Origin of the sequence: Tamaricihabitans halophyticus, assembly GCF_004340875.1 — a bacterium.
Taxonomy (GTDB): Bacteria; Actinomycetota; Actinomycetes; order Mycobacteriales; family Pseudonocardiaceae; genus Tamaricihabitans; species Tamaricihabitans halophyticus.
In genome coordinates, this window is the sequence record NZ_SLXQ01000012.1 from 52,434 (window position 1) to 72,487 (window position 20,054).

Below are 20,054 nucleotides of genomic sequence, written 5' to 3' on the forward strand. Positions count from 1 at the left end.
TCTGGACTATGTCGGTCCCGAGGGACAACCAGCTGTACGGAACGCAAACCGAGCTGGGCTTGGGTAACTTCCCATTGCGGGGCCGAACCCTTGGCGAGCTTGCGCCGTTCGTCCGGAACTACGTACTGGTCAAACTTGCCGCCGCGCGAGCCAATCGAGCGTGTGGGGTGCTGGACGAGGCCAGATGTGCCGCGATTGTGGCCGCCGGCGAGGAGGTCATCGCGGGCAACCACGATGACCAGTTCCCGATCCCGCTGGTCCACGGTGGTGGCGGGACCACCGCGAATATGAACGTGAACGAGGTGCTCGCGGCACGCGCGAGCGCGCTTGCCGGCGTCGCGGTGCATCCGAACGACCACGTGAACGCCGCACAGTCGACGAACGACAGCTATCCAACCGCGATGGCCCTGACGGTCCTGGAACTCGTCCAGCAGCCGGTCGCCGCGCTGCGCGAGCTGTCCGCCACCTTCGAACGCAAAGCCGCCGAGTTCGCCGGGACCCCGCACCTTGGTCGGACCTGCCTGCAGGACGCGGTCACGCTCACCGCCGGGGATACCCATCTGGCGCAGGCGGCAGCGATCGACCGGAACGCGGCCGGGCTGGCCGCCTCGGCCGATCAACTACACGCGGTGCCGATGGGCGCCACGGCGGTTGGCACCGGCGTCGGTGCGCCGCAAGGGTTTGCCCAGCGGTGTGTCCAGGAGCTACGGGAGCTGACCGGGTTCTCGCTCACCACTGCCGAGAACCGCTACGACAGTCTGGCTCATCTGGACCCCTATGCCGAGATCGGCGCGGCCGGCTCCCGAGCGGCGAGCACGATGGCCAAGATCGCCGCGGATATCCGATTGCTTTCCGCCGGGCCACACGGTGGTTTCGGTGATCTCACCATTCCCGCCCGGCAAGCCGGATCATCCATCATGCCGGGGAAGGTCAATCCAGTGATCCCCGAGTACGTGATGCAACTCAGCTACCGGATCCGGGGGCAGAGTTACACCGTGGACTGTGCGGTCGCGGCTGGCGAGCTGGAACTCAACGTGATGGAACCGGTTATTCTCGACGCGCTGACAACGATCTTCGCCGACCTCACCGCCGCGGCCGAAGCGTTCGCGCGGCGTTGCGTGGCAGGGCTGGCCTGGGACGGCGCGCATCGGGAACGCAACCTCGCCGGGGCGTTGGACAACCTGGTGGAGTTGGCGGCAGTCGAAGGACACCAGCAGGTCACCGCGAAGAATGCCAGCGAACCAGGCGAGGACCGGTCAGGTGGCTAGCGGTTGCTTGCCGCCTGCCATGCCGGATCACGGCCGATGAAGGCCATCAGCTTGTCCTGTGCCGAGGCGTTCTCGGCTACGGGTACGGCTGGACCGAACTGGCCACTGTCGCGCAGCATCTGCTCGATCGGCGTAACCGCGGCCAGCGCGGCATGACAGCGCTCCGCGTCGAGATCCGGTTCCCTGCCAAATGCCTTGGCCAGATCCCAGGAGTGCATCCAGATATCGTCGGTGTAGAACTGGTCGATCGCTTCGTCCACCGGCTTGTCCCCGGTGTGTGGGTTACTGAGTACCCGCCCGGCTGGATCGTCCAAAATAGCCTGAATATCCGCGGCATGTTGCCGCCATGCCGCTGCCGGGTCCGCAGAGACATCCAGCGCGGGCAGCTCGATACCGGCACCGGCGAGAAAACCGCGGGACCATTCCACGAGATGTCGCACGATGTCTTCCGCCGTCCATTCGGCGACCGGGCTGGGCCGCGCCCAGTCACCGGCGGTGGCGCTTTCCACCAGCTCGGTGAACCGGGCCGCGTCCCTCGCGTGCCGCGTGGCGGCGTTGGTCAGCTTCGCCACGTCACGCCTCCGCCAGTAGCTCGTCGAGCTTCTCGTAACCCTCGTTGACGCCGACTTCCATACCGCTGGACAGGATGCCGTCGCGGCTCTCGAAGTCCTCAACCACACTGAGGGTGCGGAGCCGGGTGCGACCGCCAGGCAGTTCGGTGAACGTCAGGGTCTCCAGCGAGACCCCGTCCGGTACGCCTTCGTAGGTGAAGGTCCAGACGATCCGCTCGGCTGGGCGTACCTCGTGGAAGCTGCCGTAGAAGCTGGCGATCTCCGCTCCGTCCCTGTCGTTGGCAAAGGCCCACGCGCCGCCGGTGGTGGCGTCCCACTTGGTGATCCTGGTGGTCACCGAGCGCGGCCCGATCCAGCGTGCGTAGAGCTCCGGGTCGGTATGCGCGCGGAACACCAACTCGGGCGCCGCGTCGAACTCCCGGACCATCTCGATAGTCGGTACCTTCTCGTTCGCGATGATCTCGGTCTCGTGCTTGCTCATGATGCGTCCTTCCGATCGGTTCGTTGTTGGTTCTGCTCGTTCGTCAGTTCGTCCAGCACCGCGTCGAGGCGCTGGTAGCGCTCCTCAGCCCGTTGTCGATAGCGCTCGATCCACTTCGTCATCAGGTCGAACACCTCCGCTTCCAGGTGGACCGGCCGGCGCTGCGCGTCCTTGCCCCTGGTCACCAGTCCGGCGTCCTCGAGCACCTTCAGGTGCTTGGAGACCGCCTGCAAGCTCATGTCGTACGGCTCGGCCAGCTCGCCAACGGTCGCGTCGGCGCAAGCCAGCCGGGCGACCAGATCGCGCCGGGTTGGATCGGCCAGTGCCGCGAACACCAGGTTGAGCTGCTCCATGCCGTCACTCACCAGCTTCCTCAACTAGTCGGTTGAATACAAAGTAAGACGCGTCCGCGTCTTTGTCAACTAGTTGGTTGATAACGCGGCGGAGCTGTGCGGTTGGCGGCGTCGGCGGACGGGTGTGTCGCGCCGCGCCGAGATATGTCACCGTATGGAGCAGCATCACTACCCTTGCACCGGGTAAGGCGGACGGCACGGAAAAGGGGAATCGGTGGAGGATGAAACTCCGCGTGCGTCCACGTGGATCGACGAGACCAAACCGTCGGTGGCGCGCATGTACGACTACCTGCTTGGCGGGAAAGATCACTACGAGGCCGATCGCCAGCTGGTGAAGGCCGTCGAGCAGATGGTGCCGAACATCGAACAGTTCGCGCGGGTGAACCGGCAGTTCATGATGCGCGCGGTGCGGTGGTGTGCCACTACCGGCGGCGTCACCCAGTTCCTCGACTGCGGCTCCGGGCTACCGACCGCGCAGAACGTCCACCAGGTCGCCGCGCGGTATCAGGGTGAAGCGAAGGTCGTGTACGTCGATCACGATCCCATCGTGGCCGCGCACGGCAGGGCGATCCTCAGCGAGAACGACCGGACGCACTTCGTCCAGGCCGATTTCCGCGAGCCCGAAGCGCTGCTCGCGAATCCGACCGTGCGCACCGAACTGGACTGGTCCAAGCCGATCTGCCTGGTGCACGGTTTTACCTTGCACCACATCGACAATCCGGTCGACGTGATGGCGACGCTGGTTGCCGCGCTACCGCCGGGGTCCTTCGTGGTGCTGTCGCATGTGCACCGCCCCGACGGCTCCGCGGAACACGCGAACCTGGTGGATCGCATTCACGAACGCGCCCGCGAAGGTGGCCTTCACGTGTGGTTCCGCAGCCGCGCGGAGATCGAGGCGCTGTTCGCGGGACTGGAGGTTATGGAGCCGGGTGTGGTGCGGCTGGTCGACTGGTGGCCAGCGGGGCCGCAGGAGCTGGTGGAGCCGTGGGATCAACTGTCCCTCGGCGGCTTGGGCCGTAAACCCGAGTGATTTATGTCCATCGCTTTTGGCTGCGTTATCGTCCCTGCCGGTCGGCTTCACTGTCGAATAGAGCTGGGGCGTACACCGAAATGCTGCTTGAACGCGGTGCTGAAAGCACTTGGCGAACAGAATCCGAGGCCGTATCCGATTTCCGTAATGGACATGTGTTGATAGGTGGGGCTTTCCAGCCGGTAACGGGCGAGTTTAAGTCGTTCGTCTTTAATTAATTCACTCGGTGTCGTTCCTGCATGTTGAAGGGCCAGTTGGATCTGTCGGAGAGACCAGCCGAGGTCGCGAGCAATGGTGTGGCCAGAAAGGCTCGGATCGGCGACGTGGTGACGTACATGCTCACGTACCATGTGCTCGACATCTGCCAAGTGCCGGTTTACGTTCGGACTCGAGTCTCCAACCGCGAGCAGGCAGAGTAGGTCGATCATCCGTTCGTTCACGGAGTCAAACTGAGCAGAAGTTAGCTTCTCCCGTTCTTGGAACAGTGTGGCGACCAGGTCACCGACGATCCGTCCCAGACCCGTGCCCAGGTTTAGTCTTCTCGTCAGCGGTGCTGAGACGTCCAGCCGGTCGTCGATAGCTTGGCGAGGGACGACGAGAGCGAATCCACTAGCGGAACTCTGCGTCAGAGTGTATGGCTCGCATACTGTCATCAGGCCCGCGTATCCTCGCGACAAGGTACTCGTACGGTGACCCTGCCGCAGCATTGCGTGTCCGCTGGTTGGGATCACGACGCGGTAGTCTTCCTCAGTGCTGGCACGGACGTGAGACGCCGTCCGGTGGTAGCCGACCCGATTAGAGCGCCATCCAATGAGTTGATACCTGCTAGTACTTGCTTTCCGCAAGGTTCCTTCGAAGCTATTGTACCCGGGCCCAGTCCAGCCTGTCACACCGTGAACGGCGCTCACCAAGTCGATCCAGAATTCCGCTCGATCGCGAGGCTCCAGCCCGATGGTGCTGAATGACTCGACGATGACTGAGGAGCGCTCCGCCAAACCTCGACTCCTTTCGCGTGACCGCCAGCACCCTTGACAAGCGAACCGTCATCCTAGCCCGCTCGAAAAGTGATCGCTAGTAACGCCCCTCGTCAGGACGGATGCTCTGCGTATCACAACAAGATTCCTTGCGCGCGGAAGAAATCGGGCTCGTCGTTGCGCCGGTAACCTCTGTTTCCGCCGCGTCCAGCACACATAGGCGTCGGTGAGTCGACTCGAGACGTACTGCAATGTTGGTCGCGATTTGGCTGCAAAAGATAAGGAGAAGTCACAACTAGCTCCATCTAGTGCGCGTAGAACAGCGGCGAGTCCAAATCTGGCGAGTCCAATCTAGGAGAGACTACATGAAGATCGCCGTATATGGGGCCAGCGGATACACAGGAAAGCTGGTAGCGGCCGAAGTGGATCGACGCGGTTTCGATCTCGTCATGCTCGGACGTAACGAAACGCGATTGCGTGCGGCGGCCAATGATCTGCGGATTCCCAAGCCCGAATTGCGTCCGGCAAGTTTGTCCGACCCAGAGGGGCTGCGTACCGCGCTCACTGGCTGCGACGTAGTTGTCAATTGCGCCGGACCGTTTACCGCTCTCGGTGAGTCCGTCGTCCATGCGGCGATAGCGGCTGGTTGTCATTATGTTGACACGGCAGGTGAGCAAGCCTATGTCAAAAAAGTATTCGACCTGTGTTCCGAGGATGCCACCGAAGCTAGGGTCTCGGTAGTTCCGTCTATGGGGTACGACATTTTGCCCGGTGATTTCATCGCGCATCTCACATGTCACGACATCGAACCAATTGAGCATTTAACCATCGCATACGCGGCGACTGGATTCGATATGACCCGAGGGACAATGCACTCCGCACTGCATAGCTTCCAGGGCCGTGATCTACGACTTGAACAGGGTGAGTGGCGCCAGACAGGGCTTCGATCTCACCGCGATTCTGTCCAGTTCCCTGGGCAACGAAAAGCCTCACCAATGATCAAGTTTCCGAGTGGCGAAATCGTGACGGTTCCACGGCACGTGGATGTTGCGAACATGGACATCGCGATCGATGCCTGTGCGCTCGTACCGAGCAGATCTTTCGCTTCATTGAGCACCAGGATGGGTCCGATCATGGCACTTACGTTGCGCAGTCCTTTGCGAAGATTATTCGACGTACTGATCGACAGACTACCCGAGGGGCCGAATGAGAGTAAACGTCGAAAATCGACGTTTACCGTTATGGCGATCGCACGCCGGAATGACGGTAGCGAAATTCGTGGAATCGTCTCTGGTCGAGACATCTACGGGTCTACCGCGGTGATGTGTGTTGAAGGCGCGCGGCGCTTAGCGACAGGTTCTTCCCCCGCAGGCGTGCTGGCACCCGCCCAAGCCTTCGACCCCACGGATTTTCTATGTTTTCTTAAGCCGTATGGGGTCGACTGGTCGGTTGGTGAAAAGCCCGTATGGACGTAGCGACCACGGCATTTGTCGGCTGCGGTGGAAACTGCAGATGCCGTACGTATGGCTTTTTGCCGTCCAATCATCATCCGCTTAGTACTGCCTTAGGAGATCCATGATGACCTGGATTCAGCCAGCTGATCTGCTTCCCCAAGTCTTGCGCCGACGGGCAAACAATGATCCGGACGAGTTGTTCTTGCGCCATGTCGACGGGAGTTCCGAGACGTACGGTCAAACCTACGAAGCGAGTCTGCGTTGGGCAAACGCATTGTCTCGACTGGGAGTTACGCGAGGTGACAATGTTTTGCTCATGTTGCCCAACTCGTTTGAAGCCTATCATGCATGGCTCGGACTCTCGTGGGTTGGCGCTGTAGAAGTATCACTCAACACCGCCTATCAAGGCCGGATGCTTACCTACACCGTCGAAGCATCCGACGCTAAAGTCATGCTCGTTTCACAAGAGTTGCTTCCTCGGGTTACTGACATAGCAGATCAGCTGGAAAAGCTCGAAACAATTGTGGTGGTCGATGGCGAGAATGAAAGTGCGTCGACTGCCCAGCGCATCGTAAGCCGCGGAGATTTCTTCTACGATGTCGTAGCTGATCCAGATGTAGCGATCGAACCGCAGCCTTGGGACATCTGCTGTGTCATTTGGACATCCGGTACTACCGGTCCCTCGAAAGGGGTAATGCTGCCTTGGGCAGAGATGTATCGATTCAACGAAATTATTACTAGCGTCACGGGTTCGGACGAGGTCTACTACCATTTCATGCCGCCTTTTCACATCGGTGGAAAACTGATCATTTCTGCTGCCGCCGAACAAGCTGGATCAGTCGTGATCCGTCCAGTATTCAGTAGCAGCAAGTTTTGGGACGACGTACGGAACTTTGGTTGTACGCATGTCAATATTCAAGGTCCGATGGTGCGCATGTTAATGAACGCCCCGGAAAATTCGAATGACCGGGACAATTCTCTGCGGACTATGGGATGCGCACCGCTTCCGGCAGATCTCGTCGATTTTCACGACCGGTTTGGTATTCGTGGAACGAACACGTACTATGGGATGACAGAAATTGGGCTACCGATAGCGTCACGTGGTTTTGATCTTGCCGACCTCAATTCGTGTGGACGGCTCCGTGACGGTTACGAAGTACGGATCGTTGACGAGTATGACTACCCAGTTGCGGCAGGAGAAGTCGGTGAACTCATCGTCCGTGCGGATCACCCGTGGGTCATGAATGCCGGGTACTACGGAAGGCCACAGGAGACAGCGGAGTCCTGGCGGAATGGATGGTTTCACACCGGCGACGCCTTTCGGGTCGACAAGGATGGAAACTTCTATTTCGTTGACCGGTTCAAGGACGCATTGCGTCGCCGGGGCGAAAATATCTCAAGTTTCGAAGTCGAGTCTCAGGTTGGCGAGCATCCAGACGTGTTGGAAACAGCTGCGGTCGCTGTGCCATCGGAGCTAGGTGAGGACGATGTGATGATCTACGTGGTACGCGGTCGGGACAGTGAACTCACCGAACCGGAACTTCATGCCTGGCTGGTCGAACGGATGCCAAAGTTCATGCGGCCACGCTACATCGAGTTCCTGGACACGTTACCAAAAACGGATGCGACACTGCGAACAAAGAAAATCGAACTTCGTAATCGAGGGCTTTCGGTTAATGCGTGGGATTTCGAATCGGCCAATCCGGGCCTGGGGACGCGAAGTTAGTTACCTTGATCTTCTGTTGGAAAATCTGTGATAGCGCAAAAGAATTAGGAGTGACGATGCCGAACACTGCCATACTCGGCGAGGGATATGCCTACACCGAATGTCCACGCTGGCATAACGGCAGGCTGTGGTTCGTCGATATGCATCTGAACCAAGTTATTGCAATCGACCCGACGGATGGGAAACGCGAGGTCGTTACTGAAGTCCCCGGACGTACCGGAGGGATCGGCTGGCTTCCAGACGGAAGGCTGCTTGTGGTGCAACAAGACGCTCGTAAGATATTTCGACTCGAGAATAGCGGTCTAGTTTTGCATGCGGATCTGTCGGCCGAGGTGCCCAGCATGCTGAACGACATGTGGGTTGATTCAAACGGTCACGCGTGGGTTGGCGAGATGGGTTTTGATCCGCACGAGTTCCTTGCCCGACCTGAGGTGGTCGCGGCGCTTACCGCTGAGACGGTTGAAGGTCCCTTGCAGGCCCCGGCGACGAGCCGTGTTTTCGTGGTCAAGCCCGATGGGTCGTGGCGGGTTGCGGCGAGCGATTTCGTTTTCACAAACGGGGTCGTCATCGATGAGAAGCGACGAAAGCTTATCGTGGCGGAAACGATCGGTGCGCGGCTTTCGATCTTCGATATTGTCGACGGAGAAACGCTCCAGAATCGACGGGTATGGTCACTCGGATTCGCCCCGGACGGAATCGCTCTTGATGCAGGCGGCGGAGTCTGGGTCGCCGATCCGATGCACATGTGCGCCAGGCATATAGTCGAAGGCACGGAGATTGCCAGGGTCTCGACCGAACAACTCTGCCTTGCCTGTGCGGTGGGCGGGCCAAAAGGCGACACTTTGTATCTGTGTACCTCGCCGACCACCGAAGTGGAGCAGGGCCTCGCTCTTTTGGGTTCCCGGATTGAGGCGCGTTCAATCTAGAACGATGTGGCAGTGAGCGCGCTTGTTTGGACGATGCCACCTTATTGGAACTGGCAATTCGGTTGATCATGAAAACGAATGGATGTGTAACGGTGGCGAAACCAGGACCATTATCCGGTGTGCGGATCGTTGAGATAGCTGGTATTGGCCCAGGTCCGTTCGCGGGAATGGCGTTGGCTGATCTTGGCGCGGACGTTATCCGGATCGACCGCCCGAGCGGTGCGGAGCCGCCAGTTCCGGCCGAGCGGGACATCCTGAATCGTGGCAGGCCATCCGTAGTTGTAGATCTCCAAGACAGTCGCGGCGTCGCACTACTTCTCAAATTGGTGGAACGCGCCGATATTTTAACTGAAGGGTTTCGCCCTGGCGTAGCAGAGCGCCTCGGATTCGGCCCCGATCGTTGCATGGAACGAAACCCCTCGCTTGTCTATGGTCGCGTGACAGGATGGGGCCAGGATGGACCATTGGCTTCGACCGCAGGTCACGACATCAACTACATCGCTCTGTCGGGAGTTCTTGACGCGATCGGACGAGATGGCGGGCCGCCGCAGATTCCGCTTAATGTCATCGGTGATTTTGCCGGCGGCGGACTTTATCTCGTAATGGGGGTACTGGCCGCGCTGACCCACGCCCGCGCGACAGGAGAAGGGCAAGTGGTCGACGCGGCAATTTCAGATGGTGTTGCTCACTTGCTCGCGATGACGACGTCATTGTGGAACAACGGCATGTGGAGTGGCGAACGGGGAACCAACATCCTTGACTCTGGAGCTCCGTTCTATGACGTTTACGCGACGGCGGACGGTCGGTATATGGCGGTAGGTGCGTTTGAGCGGCGGTTCTACACCGTGCTGACGAATACGCTAGGTATTGAGGAGAATATCGATCATTATAATCGCGATAACTGGCCGATGTTGCGCACGAAGATGGCGGAGAGGTTTGCCCAGCGAACGCAGGCCGAGTGGTGCGATATTTTTTCCGGTACCGACGCGTGCGTTACCCCGGTGGTGCCGTTCGCGGAAGCCGCGACGTACGGGCACAATGCCCGTCGCCAAACCTACGTGAAGCGTTGGGGAATGACTCAACCCGCACCGGCGCCGCGGTTTTCTCGCACGCCCAGCAGTCTCACGACGCCACCCGCCAAGCCAGGAAGTCAGACAGCAGAAACGCTGGCTGCCTGGGGAGTCAGTGACATCGATGAACTTCTGGAGCGCGGCATCGTGGGGAACGCTACTGAGTTGCCGGTCGACGGCGCCACTGACTTCACGGAAAACGTCGGCATCAAACGGAATGTTGGCGATGCGGCTAACACTGGTTTCTGATCGATGGGATTGGACCAGGTCTGAATCCGGGATCGTTGAGATACCGTAATTTTATCGAGATTCGGTTGAGATGCAAGGGCATTTTCGAATGTCTTGCCGGCTCAACAGTCGATTTCAGGCCGATCTCGATCGGCCCAAGAAGTCCGAGTCGGTAACCCATAAGGAGACCAGACAACGAAGGGAAGACTGTGGAACGAGCAGTCGTCGGTAGCACGCCGCTACCCACTGATTCGGCCGCATTATTGGATCTCGAAGGCAGGGTCGCTGTCGTAACCGGGGCCTCTAGGGGTATAGGGAAGGCGACGGCCGAGATTTTCGCTCGGATGGGTGCCGGAGTGGCGCTGGTTTCGCGTCGCGAGGAGATGCTAGCTGACGCGGCCGGGGAACTCGTCGATAAGGGTGCTACTGGAGCTGTGCGCTACTACGTCGCCAACGCTGGCGAGCCGGATCAGGTTGAGGAAACGGTTCAAACGATTCTTGCCGATTTCGGTCATATCGACATTCTGATCAACAACGCGGCGACTAATCCGTACTATGGTCGTCTCACCGGGTTGGACTTCTCTCGGGCAGCGAAAACCGCGCAGGTTAACCTGATCGGCCCAGTCATGTGGACTCGACATGCGTGGGCGGCTTCGATGCGCGCGCACGGTGGCGCTGTGGTGAACGTTGCGTCCCTTGGTGCCTACACCGTTGAGCGAGGTGCGGGTTTTTACGCGGCGACGAAGGCGGCGTTGGTCAATCTCACCAAGCAGTTGGCTGCCGAGCTAGGACCGTGCGTCCGAGTCAACGCCATTGCCCCTGGATTGGTTAAGACGGATATGGCACGGGTGTTGTGGGAAGGCAAAGAAGACGAGATCGCTTCTGCTTTACCGGCGCGCCGTCTTGGTATACCTGCCGATATCGCTCAGGCGACGTTGTTTCTGGTCAGTGATGCGGCCTCGTGGATCACCGGTCATACCCTCGTGGTCGATGGTGGTGCCCTGGCGATGCCGCTGATCGGCATGGACCACTAGTGATTCCTGGGGTCGCACGTTTGGTGCATGCCCGCGCGGGATCGAGATTGCTTTCTGTCATTTTCGAATAGTTCCTCCGAGGCTGACACGAGGAAGGGATACACGTGACGTTCGGTTACTCAGAAAGATCAGCGGATCTACAGGAACAGGTAAGCCAGTTCATGAAAGAACTGGTTTACCCTGCCGAGAAGACCTACGACGAACAGCTGCGCCTGGCCGGCGACCCGCATTTGCAGCCGCAGGTGATGGAGGAGCTCAAGGCGCAGGCACGAGAACGCGGTCTGTGGAACCTCTTTCACCCGCATCGCGACTGGGGGGCCGGACTTAGCAATGTGGACTACGCGCCCTTGGCTGAGATTACCGGTCGTAGCCTGATCGGCCCGGAGGTATTCAACTGTTCGGCACCCGACACGGGAAATATGGAGATTCTCACTCTGTTCGGTTCGGAGGAACAGCAGACGAAGTGGCTCAAACCATTACTGGCTGGGGAGATAAGATCCGCGTTTTGTATGACTGAGCCTGATGTTGCCAGTTCCGATCCGACGAATATCAATTTTCGCATTGAGCGGGACGGTGACGACTATGTGCTCAACGGCCGCAAATGGTGGGCTACCAACCTGTACCATCCGCACTGCGAGGTACTACTGGTATTCGGCCGCAGTGCGGACGACGGCCCCCGACATCGCAGACACAGCATCGTTCTGGTCCCGATAGACGCACCTGGGGTCAATGTGCTGCGTGCCTTGCCAGTATTTGGCTACCAGCATCAGGAGGGGCACGCGGAGATTGAGTTCGACAATGTGCGTGTGTCGGCGCGTAACCTAATCGGCTCTGAGGGGCAGGGTTTCGCGATCGGCCAAGCTCGACTGGGGCCGGGCAGGATTCACCACTGCATGCGTTCCGTCGGCATGGCCGAGCGCGCTTTGGAACTGCTTTGCGAGCGAGCGCGGTCGCGTGTGACGTTCGGACGTCAGGTTAGCGACAACGCCAACATCCAGGACTGGATCGCCGAGTCCAGGGTGGAGATTGAAATGGCGAGACTGCTAGTCATGAAGGCCGCCTGGTTGATGGACACGGTAGGCAATCGGCAGGCACGGATGGAGATCGCGGCGATCAAGGTCGCGGCACCTGAGATAGCTCTGAAGGTAATCGACCGTGCAATTCAGGTCTACGGCGCGGGAGGACTTGCCGATGACACACCTTTGGCGGCCATGTGGGCATTCCAACGGTGTGTACGCATCGCAGATGGGCCAGACGAGGTACACAAACGATCGATTGCCTTGCGTGAGCTAGCGGTGAGCGAACCAGCCATAACGCACGGGTCCTCGTCCAAGAGGTCAGATTAGCGGCCGACGGTAGGCAAAGTCGAGTTGGGAGAGCGTGGTCGTGTTGAACGAGCGGTTTGGAACGTCCTCGGGTGGCGGCACGATCGTGCCGCGCGGGTACGAACGGGCATGGCGAGTTGACGAGTCGCCGTCGTTAGCTGCCGACGTCGGATGCGCAGACTCGATTGACAAGAACGCATGAGTTTGTATCCAGGTAGGTGGCAGCGCGGCGGTCACGGTGCCGGCGAGGACGTACTGGACGTCGCGGCGCTGGGAGCGTGGATGTCAGAGCAGGGGCTTGGCAGCGGTCCGCTGAACGGGATCACGGTCGTCGGTGGTGGTACGCAGAACATCCTGATCCGGTTCTGGCGGGATGGGCGCGAGTACGTGCTGCGGCGCCCACCGCGCTACAAACGGGCGAACAGCGACGAAACTATGATCCGAGAGGCCCGTATCCTTGCAGCCCTGGCCTTAACCGATGTTCCACACGCCGGGTTGATCGCCACGTGTGATGATCTCGATGTCGTCGGCGCCGCCTTCTACCTTATGGAACCAGTCGATGGGGTCAATCCCACCGTGGCTGTTCCGGATGGTCTTGCCGCGAACTTGACGCGCCAATACGACTTGGGGATAGCGATCGTGTCGGGACTGGCGCGACTGGGCGGCGTCGATCCCGTCACAGTGGGTCTGGCTGATCTTGGGAAACCAGATGAGTGGCTGGAACGTCAGGTGCCGCGATGGCGGCGTCAGTTGGCGAGCTACGCAGCCCTGGAGGGCTATTGCGGCAACGAGTTGGCGCGAGTGGACGAAATTGGCCGATGGTTGGAGTGCCGGCGGCCTCGCCCGCGGTCATGGAGGCCCGGTCTAATCCATGGTGACTTCCACCTTGCGAATGTGATGGTCCGCCAAGATCAACCGACCCTGGCAGCCATTGTCGACTGGGAGTTGGCGTCACAGGGGGACCCATTGCTCGATCTTGGGCAGTTATTGGCGACATGGCCACGAAACGACTATCCGCTTGGGGTCGATCCGGCCGTACCGCTGCCTGGCCTCCCCACCGACCGTGAGCTATTGGACTGGTATGGACGGCACTGCGACCGTGACCTCGAACATGTGACCTGGTTTCGTGTGCTGGCGTGCTACCGGCTGGCGATCTTGATCGAAGGCACCTTCGCGCGAGCGTTGGCTGGTATGGCGCCTATGGAAATCGGCGAGCTCTCGCATCGGCGAGCTGTCGCCCTACTTGATCAAGCTACGGACCTGGTCGAAGGTAGGTGACTTGGTGCTGCTAGTAAACGAAAGGAACCGTCGTGTACCTACGACAAGTTGCGCTCGCGGTGCGCGAGTTGGATCGCGCGGTCGAGGATATTTGCGCCGTCCTTGGAGTTCCAGTGTGTTTCACGCCAGAGGACGAGATGGCATTGCGGGGACGGGCGCTGATCGACGAATTCGGCTTGGAAAATGCCGTATTCGTTGTCGGCGACACTTTCCTGGAAGTGGTCACTCCGGCGCGTCAGAATACGACGATCGATCGGTTCCTGCGTGCGCGTGGGGATAGTGGGTACATGGTCCTGGTGCAGTGCCTCAATTTGGCAGCGGCTCGGCAGCGTGCCATCGGAATGGGCATTCGGGAGGTGTGGCAGGCACCGCTGGACGACCTGGATAGCGTCCATCTCGATCCGCGTGATACGGGTGGCTCTTTCCTGTCACTGGACCGGCCACACGAGCCCACTGAGTGGCCGTGGGCGGGTACGAGCTGGCGTGAGGTTGCTCGGACGGACGTGACCTCGGAGATCGTGGGTGTGGAAATAGCTACCGAGAAACCTGACACGCTCGTTTCTCGATGGAGCACGTTGCTTGACCGTCCCGTGGACGAAGATAGTGCGGAGCCTGCGGTGTTGCTCGACCGCGGTCAGATCCATTTCGGGCAAGCGCGCGCGGGCCAACCCGATACGCTCTGCCGCGTGGACATCCGATGCCCGGATCCCGGCGAGGTTGTCCGGCGAGCAAGGAAACGAGACGTGGCTTTCGATGATTCCGGGCGGCCAATCCTCGCGGGTGTGCCGTTCGCCCTGATCGAGGGTTGATGTCGCACGGGCAGTAGTCGACGGCGCACTGCGCAACACCGGTCTCGGGACGCCCAGTGGGAGCCCCTGACGGCTTATCGGCCGGTGTGGGGGCCAACGGCGAAATCTGTGTGTTTCGGTGTTACGAGCACTTGTTTGCTGACCCTGACCTGGTGTCAGGGAGGAGCGTCGTCAGCGCCATGTTCACCATCGGAGATTTCGCCCCGCTGGGACAGGTGTCCGTACGGATGCGGCGGCATTACGACACGATAGGCCTGTTGCAGCCCGTGCGGGTCGATCAGTTCACGGATTATCGCTTCTATGCGGCTGATCAGTTGAAACGGCTTAACCGGCTGGTCGTGTTGAAGGATCTGAGTTTCACGCCTGCTCAGGTCGCTGAGATTATCGACGCCAAGGTCGACACCGTGGAGCTGCGCGGCATGTTGCGTCTGCGGCAGGCCGAGTTGGCCGAACGTATCTCGGCTGATGCCGCGCGCCTTAGCCGGATCGAGGCGAGCTTCTGATGATCGAGCGAGAAGGGGCTATGAGCACGAAGAACGTTACGGTCAAGAAGGTCGCGCCGGTCCGGATCGCATTGGTGTCCGGGATTGCGGACAGCAACAACCACGAGGACGTCAGTCCGGTCGTGAAATCCTTGTTCGGTCAGCTGTTCGGCGCACTGGAACAGGGGCGGGTATCTCCGGCTGGTATGCCGCTGGCGATCTACGCGCCGGCAAACGGAGGCCGGCTGACCGTCACTGTGGGGTGCCGGTCAACCGCGAGGTGGCGGTCGGCCCGTTATGTCCATCATGGAACGATGGCCACGATCGGTGAGATGGCTGACGTTAATCGGTCGGCTGTGGCAGGATACGGCTATGACGTCGCACCAAAGGGGCTATGCCTCGTAGGAAGCCAGGCGCTGTCCGCGCCGAGCGTCCAGGTACCCGTGATCGCCGACCGGTTACGCCGATCCATGGGGTCAGCCGAAGTGCGCTGGAGGCGATCAGACTCGCCGAGGCTCGCCACCGGTGGGTTGGCTGTGCGAGCCAGGCGGTTCAGCTGTATCGAGATTCCCTGAAGCAGCCGGGTCGTTGGCTGTATCTCCCAGATGTGGATTGTCCCTGTTGCGATCCGGTCGATGCCAGGGACGAACTGGAAGCCGTGCTGCGGGTGCTGCCCAGCGGCCCACGCGCTGAGTTGCGTCGGGTCGTCGCCGCGCTGGATGAGGAGTTCGAACGCAGGACGCTGCCGGATCCGAAGGCGAGTTTGATCAGCTCGTATCATTCGGCTGCGTGGTGGCGGCGACGACTGCGTGAACGGTAGCGCGATCGCGCGGCTATTCGGTGGCATCTCCCAACGGGGTGCTTCGTGCTTCCAGGTCGGTGAGCCAGCGCAGGAAGGCCCGTGCCTGCGCGGTGTGGTGCGGTGCTTCGAGTGGGCGTAGTAGGTAGTGAGCCTGCCGCATGGGCCAGGCGTGTTTGAGCGCGAGCTGCACCCTGCCGGCGCGCACGGCGGTGCGGGCGAAGCGCTCCGGGATGACGGCGCAGGCGTCGGTATTGGCCGCGATTTCGAGTGCGGTGACGGCGGTGTCGACGGTGATGGTGTGCTCGGGTACCGCCGTAGTGTCCGGCAGGATGCGCGGCCAGACGTCGTCGAACCCGAGAACCTGGACTCTGGGGCGGCTAGCGAGGTCGGTAGCCGAGGTGACCGGACCGTGCCTGGCTAGGTGCGCTTGGCCGTGAATGACCACGGCATTGTCGTGGTGCAGCAACTCGCTGTTGACGCCGGACCATGGCGCGCGCCCCTGGTGGATGTCGATATCGACCTCGCCTGGGGTCAGCGCCTCGGACCAGACGGCGCAGACGAGGCGTAGCTCGATATCGGGATGCGCTTGCTGGAACTCGTCAATCTGCGGGGCCAGCCAGGTGGTCGCGTAGGAGATTTGGGTACGCACGGTGAGCTGTTCGCGTCGTACCGGGCCGAACAGTCCGCTGGTCGCGCCGGCGAGGTCGGCCAAACTTTCCCGGACCGCGGGCAGATAGGCCCTACCGAGTTCGGTGAGTTGCACACTGCGCGGCAACCGTTCGAAAAGGCGCACCCCGAAGTGAGTTTCCAGTGTTCGGATGCGCTGGCTGACCGTGGCCGGCGACAGGTGAAGTTCCTCGGCAGCGGCAGCGAAGCTTTCCAGCCGGGCCGCGGATTCGAAGGCCTGCACGCAAGCGAGCGGCGGAAGCGGAGCGCGCACCGACGCGAGCCTACAGCCAAGGTCCGGAAGCCACACAATTTTGGTGCCTCAGGGCCGGTACGCGTTGTTTGATTGATGGTTGAGCTGCGGCGAGGCTGGTGGGTGAGCAACCGATTGAAGGAGATCACCGATGACCGAGGCCACCGGCCTGGGCGGTGCCCGGACCGCCCCGTCAAGCTCTGCGCCGGAGGGTCAGTTGACCCTGGGGGAGCGCAGTCTGTCGTTGGTCCTGGCTGGTCGGCAACGGCACTTCCATTACGTGTGGCTGCGCGACAACAGCTGGGCCGAGTCAGATCGGGTATTCCAGTCGAGCGAGCGCAAACTCTTCACTCCGGCAATCCCCGCGACGGTCGCGCCGGCCGAGGCCGCCTTCGACCCGCAGGAGGGTCTGGAGGTGCGGTGGAACGACGGACAGCGGTCCCGCTATTCCCCTGGCTGGCTGCGAAAGTACGACTACTCCGAGGCTCCCCGGTCCGGCCGTCGGCACGGTGTGACGTTGTGGGGCGAGGAAGGGATCGACGTACCGCGGTTCAGCCATGCCGATGTGGTCAACACCGCCGAAGGTGAGCTGGCCTATCTCGACGCCGTTGCCGAGTACGGTGCGGCGGTCGTCACCGGGGTGCCTTCGGTCGAACACGAGGTTGAGCGGTTCGCGGAGACCGTCGGCCATGTCCGCGAAGTCGCCTTCGAGCGCGTCCATAACGTTCGCCACGACCCCGCCGGCTACAACGTCGCGCACACACCAGGGGAACTCAAGCCGCATACCGACCTGCCCAGCTACAACTGGCCGCCGTCCATCCAGCTGCTGCACTTCCTGACCAACCAGACCACCGGTGGGGAATCCACGCTCGTCGACGGCTGGGCCGCACTGGCCGAACTACGCGCGCAGGCGCCGGCGCATTTCGCCACGTTATGCCGGGTACCAGTGCCATACCAGCTGTTCAGCCAGGACGAGGACACCTGGGCGGAGAACCCGATGATCCAGCTGGACACCGACGGCAACGTCAAGGTTTTCCGGTTTTCCAACCAGCTTGCCCAACCGCTGTCGATACCCTTCGACGAAGTCGAGGCGTTCTACGACGCCTATCGCCAGCTGGGCGGCATCATCGATTCTGGGCGTCACCGGGCCACCTTCAAGTCGGCGGACGGGGATCTGGTCACCGTGCACTCGCACCGGGTACTTCACGGTCGACTGCCGTACGACCCGGCCAGCGGCGCGCGGCACCTGCAGGACGTGTACATGGAGTTCGACGATCTGCTCGCGCGCCGTCGGGTGCTTCGTGGCGAGCACAAGCCGCTTGCCGCCCAGCCGGCAGGGGAAACGCGGGAGGGTCGATGACCGAGAAGCAGCTGCCGACCGTCGGTTTCACGAAGATGGCCGAAGGAACCGCGCAGGACTACGAACTGCTCGCCACGTACGAGGATGCTGAGCTCGCGCGGTTCCCCGATCGGGTTCTCGGTTGGTTGCGCGACATGGACGACCACACCGGCTACCAGGTCACCCGGCTGGAACACAGCCTGCAGGCAGCGACCCGCGCCTACCACGCGGGTGAGGACGAGGAGACCGTCGTTTGCGTGCTCCTGCACGACATTGGCGACATGTTGGCCCCGGCAAACCATTCCGAGGTCGCGGCCGCGGTGCTCCGTCCCTATGTCTCGGAACGCAACTACTGGGTCCTCAAGCACCATGGCGTGTTCCAGGGGGTGTACTGGTTCCACCACGTCGGTGCGGATCCAGACACCCGGGAACGCTGGGCAGCGCACCCCTGGTACCAGGACTGCGTGGACTTCTGCGCCAACTACGACCAGAACTCGTTCGATCCGGACTATCCGAGCAAACAGCTGGAGTTCTTCGAACCCATGGTCCGTCGCATCCTCGCCCCCGAGCGCGTCAAGGCCCCGGATCTGGCGGAACACCCCGGCTAGCTCTGCGCGGTGACCGCAATATCTAGGGATCTTGCGGTCACCAAGAGGTCGACAGGTGTCGGCTCGCGGCGGCTCAGGACGCGACCGGTGAAGCTTGGCCGCGTGTGCCTGGTCTGCGACCCTCGGCGTTGAGCGCCGGCGGAGCCTGGAGGAGCGGTATGCGGACTGGCTACGACCACATCGTTATTGGTGCCGGTGTGCTTGGCACCGCTACCGCCTACTGGCTGGCCAGATCAGGCGCGACCAACATTCTTGTTCTCGAGCAGTTCGAGCTCGGACATGACAAGGGCGCGTCCGAGGACCATTCCAGGGTCATTCGACATGTTTACGACGATCCGATCTACACGGCACTTACGCATACGATGTTCGATCACTGGTCGGACCTCGAGTACGAGACCGGCCTCAAGCTCGTCACCAAGACTGGCGGGCTGAGTCTGGTCCCGGCAGGAAGTCCAGGGCAGTCCGAGGTGGACGATTGCAAACTGGCCATGGCACAGGCCCATATTCCGTACGAGGAGCTGGACGCCGCCGAGATCCGTCGCCGCTGGCCACAATGGACCATCGATGATGACGTGACCGGTCTGTTCCAGGTGGATGGCGGCATTCTGGACATCCGGACCGCCTGCGCCGCGCAGATCGCACGAGCCAGGGCGCGAGGTGTCGAGTTCTTGCCCAACACCACCGTTAGCGAGCTGGACTCGGCCGGCGACCGCGTGACGGTCACAACGGACAGGGGTACCTTCACCGCCGGCAATGTCGTCGTGTGCACGGCATCGTGGACTGAGCGGTTGCTTCCCTCGCTGGGACTCGGGTGGCATATGACACTCACCCAGGAGCAGGTCAGCTACTTCGCGACACCGCACCTACGCGATTTCGCTCCGGACAGGTTCCCCCAGTGGTCCTGGTTCGGCGGCCCCGAAAGGCTCTACTATGGAATGCCGATCTACGGTGAGGTCGCGGTCAAGGTTTCGCGCGATATGAGCGGTCGGTTCATCAGCAGCGACGAGCGCTCCTACACCCCGTTGCCGGAGGAAACGGAGCTCTACCGCACTTTCTTGCGGACGCATCTGCCCGATGCGGTCGGGCCGGAACTGGTTTCCAAGACCTGCGTTTACGATCTGCCCCCAGACGGGAATTTCATTCTTGACCGGGTCCCTGGACATCCCCGGATCACGATTGGCATCGGCGCCGGCCATGCCGCCAAGTTCGGCAACCTGCTTGGCCATATCCTCAGCGATATCACCCTTCATGGCGCAACGTCTTTCCCCGTCGAACCGTTCCGGGCGGACCGGCTGGCGCTGACGGATCCCTCCTATATTCCGAAGTTCCGGCACAGCAACTGAGCACGGCGGCACCCGTCATGCGCGGATCGGTTC

At 61.2% G+C, this 20,054-nt stretch carries 21 protein-coding genes and 1 pseudogene; 16 read left to right on the plus strand and 6 right to left on the minus strand.

What is annotated here, in order from left to right; translation table 11 throughout:
* The first annotated feature begins 8 nt into the window (after positions 1-8).
* A complete protein-coding gene (locus tag EV191_RS22545) occupies positions 9-1,268 on the plus strand; it encodes a lyase family protein (protein WP_132879198.1) in 1,260 nt (419 codons plus the stop codon).
* Here EV191_RS22545 and EV191_RS22550 read toward each other — a convergent pair.
* The 3 genes from EV191_RS22550 to EV191_RS22560 are packed head-to-tail and all read right to left on the minus strand — an operon-like array spanning position 1,265 to position 2,674.
* A complete protein-coding gene (locus tag EV191_RS22550; protein ID WP_243659149.1) occupies positions 1,265-1,840 on the minus strand; it encodes a TIGR03086 family metal-binding protein in 576 nt (191 codons plus the stop codon). The genes EV191_RS22545 and EV191_RS22550 overlap by 4 nt on opposite strands.
* Before the next feature lies 1 nt (position 1,841).
* Positions 1,842-2,321: an SRPBCC family protein gene (locus tag EV191_RS22555; RefSeq protein WP_132879199.1), complete on the minus strand. Its 480-nt coding sequence runs from the start codon at positions 2,319-2,321 to the stop codon at positions 1,842-1,844.
* Positions 2,318-2,674, minus strand: coding sequence for an ArsR/SmtB family transcription factor (locus EV191_RS22560; RefSeq protein WP_424565495.1), 357 nt, complete (start codon positions 2,672-2,674; stop codon positions 2,318-2,320). The genes EV191_RS22555 and EV191_RS22560 overlap by 4 nt, the downstream gene beginning before the upstream one ends.
* 214 nt (positions 2,675-2,888) lie before the next feature.
* Between EV191_RS22560 and EV191_RS22565 the strand changes: the two genes are divergently transcribed.
* On the plus strand, positions 2,889-3,704 hold the full coding sequence (locus EV191_RS22565) for an SAM-dependent methyltransferase (RefSeq protein ID WP_243659150.1): 816 nt from the start codon (positions 2,889-2,891) through the stop codon (positions 3,702-3,704).
* Between the two features lie 47 nt (positions 3,705-3,751).
* On the opposite strand, the gene EV191_RS30990 is transcribed toward EV191_RS22565, so the two are convergent.
* The gene (locus EV191_RS30990) at positions 3,752-4,144 is read right to left on the minus strand and encodes a helix-turn-helix transcriptional regulator (protein WP_243659151.1); all 393 of its coding nucleotides are present in this window, start codon (positions 4,142-4,144) and stop codon (positions 3,752-3,754) included.
* 21 nt (positions 4,145-4,165) lie between these two features.
* Positions 4,166-4,612: pseudogene (locus tag EV191_RS30995) on the minus strand (AraC-like ligand-binding domain-containing protein); the annotation flags it as partial.
* 431 nt (positions 4,613-5,043) lie between these two features.
* Here EV191_RS30995 and EV191_RS22575 point away from each other — a divergent pair.
* The 11 genes from EV191_RS22575 (at position 5,044) to EV191_RS30635 (ending at position 15,830) form a co-directional block, all read left to right on the plus strand.
* Positions 5,044-6,153, plus strand: coding sequence for a saccharopine dehydrogenase family protein (locus EV191_RS22575; protein ID WP_132879202.1), 1,110 nt, complete (start codon positions 5,044-5,046; stop codon positions 6,151-6,153).
* Positions 6,154-6,256: 103 nt separating this feature from the next.
* Complete coding sequence (locus EV191_RS22580; protein WP_165913059.1) at positions 6,257-7,858, plus strand: AMP-binding protein; 1,602 nt, start codon at positions 6,257-6,259, stop codon at positions 7,856-7,858.
* 56 nt (positions 7,859-7,914) lie between these two features.
* Positions 7,915-8,784 (plus strand): SMP-30/gluconolactonase/LRE family protein, encoded by an 870-nt coding sequence (locus EV191_RS22585; RefSeq protein ID WP_132879206.1) that lies wholly within the window; start codon positions 7,915-7,917, stop codon positions 8,782-8,784.
* Between the two features lie 68 nt (positions 8,785-8,852).
* Positions 8,853-10,103, plus strand: a complete 1,251-nt coding sequence (locus tag EV191_RS22590; protein ID WP_132879374.1) for a CaiB/BaiF CoA transferase family protein — start codon at positions 8,853-8,855, stop codon at positions 10,101-10,103.
* A gap of 188 nt (positions 10,104-10,291) precedes the next feature.
* Positions 10,292-11,116, plus strand: coding sequence for an SDR family oxidoreductase (locus EV191_RS22595; protein WP_243659152.1), 825 nt, complete (start codon positions 10,292-10,294; stop codon positions 11,114-11,116).
* A 104-nt stretch (positions 11,117-11,220) separates the two neighbouring features.
* Positions 11,221-12,462 carry an acyl-CoA dehydrogenase family protein gene (locus EV191_RS22600; RefSeq protein WP_132879207.1) on the plus strand — a complete coding sequence of 414 codons (1,242 nt, stop codon included), beginning with the start codon at positions 11,221-11,223 and terminating at the stop codon, positions 12,460-12,462.
* A gap of 261 nt (positions 12,463-12,723) precedes the next feature.
* Entirely contained in the window at positions 12,724-13,719 is a 996-nt protein-coding gene (locus tag EV191_RS22605; RefSeq protein ID WP_243659153.1) for a phosphotransferase family protein, read from the plus strand.
* A 32-nt stretch (positions 13,720-13,751) separates the two neighbouring features.
* Positions 13,752-14,528, plus strand: coding sequence for a VOC family protein (locus EV191_RS22610; protein WP_132879211.1), 777 nt, complete (start codon positions 13,752-13,754; stop codon positions 14,526-14,528).
* Between the two features lie 179 nt (positions 14,529-14,707).
* Positions 14,708-15,031 carry a MerR family transcriptional regulator gene (locus EV191_RS22615; protein WP_132879212.1) on the plus strand — a complete coding sequence of 108 codons (324 nt, stop codon included), beginning with the start codon at positions 14,708-14,710 and terminating at the stop codon, positions 15,029-15,031.
* 20 nt (positions 15,032-15,051) lie between these two features.
* The gene (locus EV191_RS30180) at positions 15,052-15,585 is read left to right on the plus strand and encodes a GyrI-like domain-containing protein (RefSeq protein WP_165913057.1); all 534 of its coding nucleotides are present in this window, start codon (positions 15,052-15,054) and stop codon (positions 15,583-15,585) included.
* A 32-nt stretch (positions 15,586-15,617) separates the two neighbouring features.
* Positions 15,618-15,830: a hypothetical protein gene (locus tag EV191_RS30635; RefSeq protein ID WP_243659154.1), complete on the plus strand. Its 213-nt coding sequence runs from the start codon at positions 15,618-15,620 to the stop codon at positions 15,828-15,830.
* A 13-nt stretch (positions 15,831-15,843) separates the two neighbouring features.
* Here the strand turns inward: EV191_RS30635 and EV191_RS22625 are convergent, their stop codons facing one another.
* Positions 15,844-16,752 (minus strand): LysR substrate-binding domain-containing protein, encoded by a 909-nt coding sequence (locus EV191_RS22625; protein ID WP_132879214.1) that lies wholly within the window; start codon positions 16,750-16,752, stop codon positions 15,844-15,846.
* 130 nt (positions 16,753-16,882) lie between these two features.
* Here EV191_RS22625 and EV191_RS22630 point away from each other — a divergent pair, with 130 nt between their 5' ends.
* From EV191_RS22630 to solA, 3 genes are all read left to right on the plus strand, one after another.
* On the plus strand, positions 16,883-18,091 hold the full coding sequence (locus EV191_RS22630; protein WP_132879216.1) for a TauD/TfdA family dioxygenase: 1,209 nt from the start codon (positions 16,883-16,885) through the stop codon (positions 18,089-18,091).
* Positions 18,088-18,678 (plus strand): HD domain-containing protein, encoded by a 591-nt coding sequence (locus tag EV191_RS22635; RefSeq protein WP_132879217.1) that lies wholly within the window; start codon positions 18,088-18,090, stop codon positions 18,676-18,678. The genes EV191_RS22630 and EV191_RS22635 overlap by 4 nt, the downstream gene beginning before the upstream one ends.
* A gap of 158 nt (positions 18,679-18,836) precedes the next feature.
* Positions 18,837-20,021: an N-methyl-L-tryptophan oxidase gene (gene solA / locus EV191_RS22640; protein WP_132879219.1), complete on the plus strand. Its 1,185-nt coding sequence runs from the start codon at positions 18,837-18,839 to the stop codon at positions 20,019-20,021.
* The last annotated feature ends 33 nt before the right edge of the window (positions 20,022-20,054 follow it).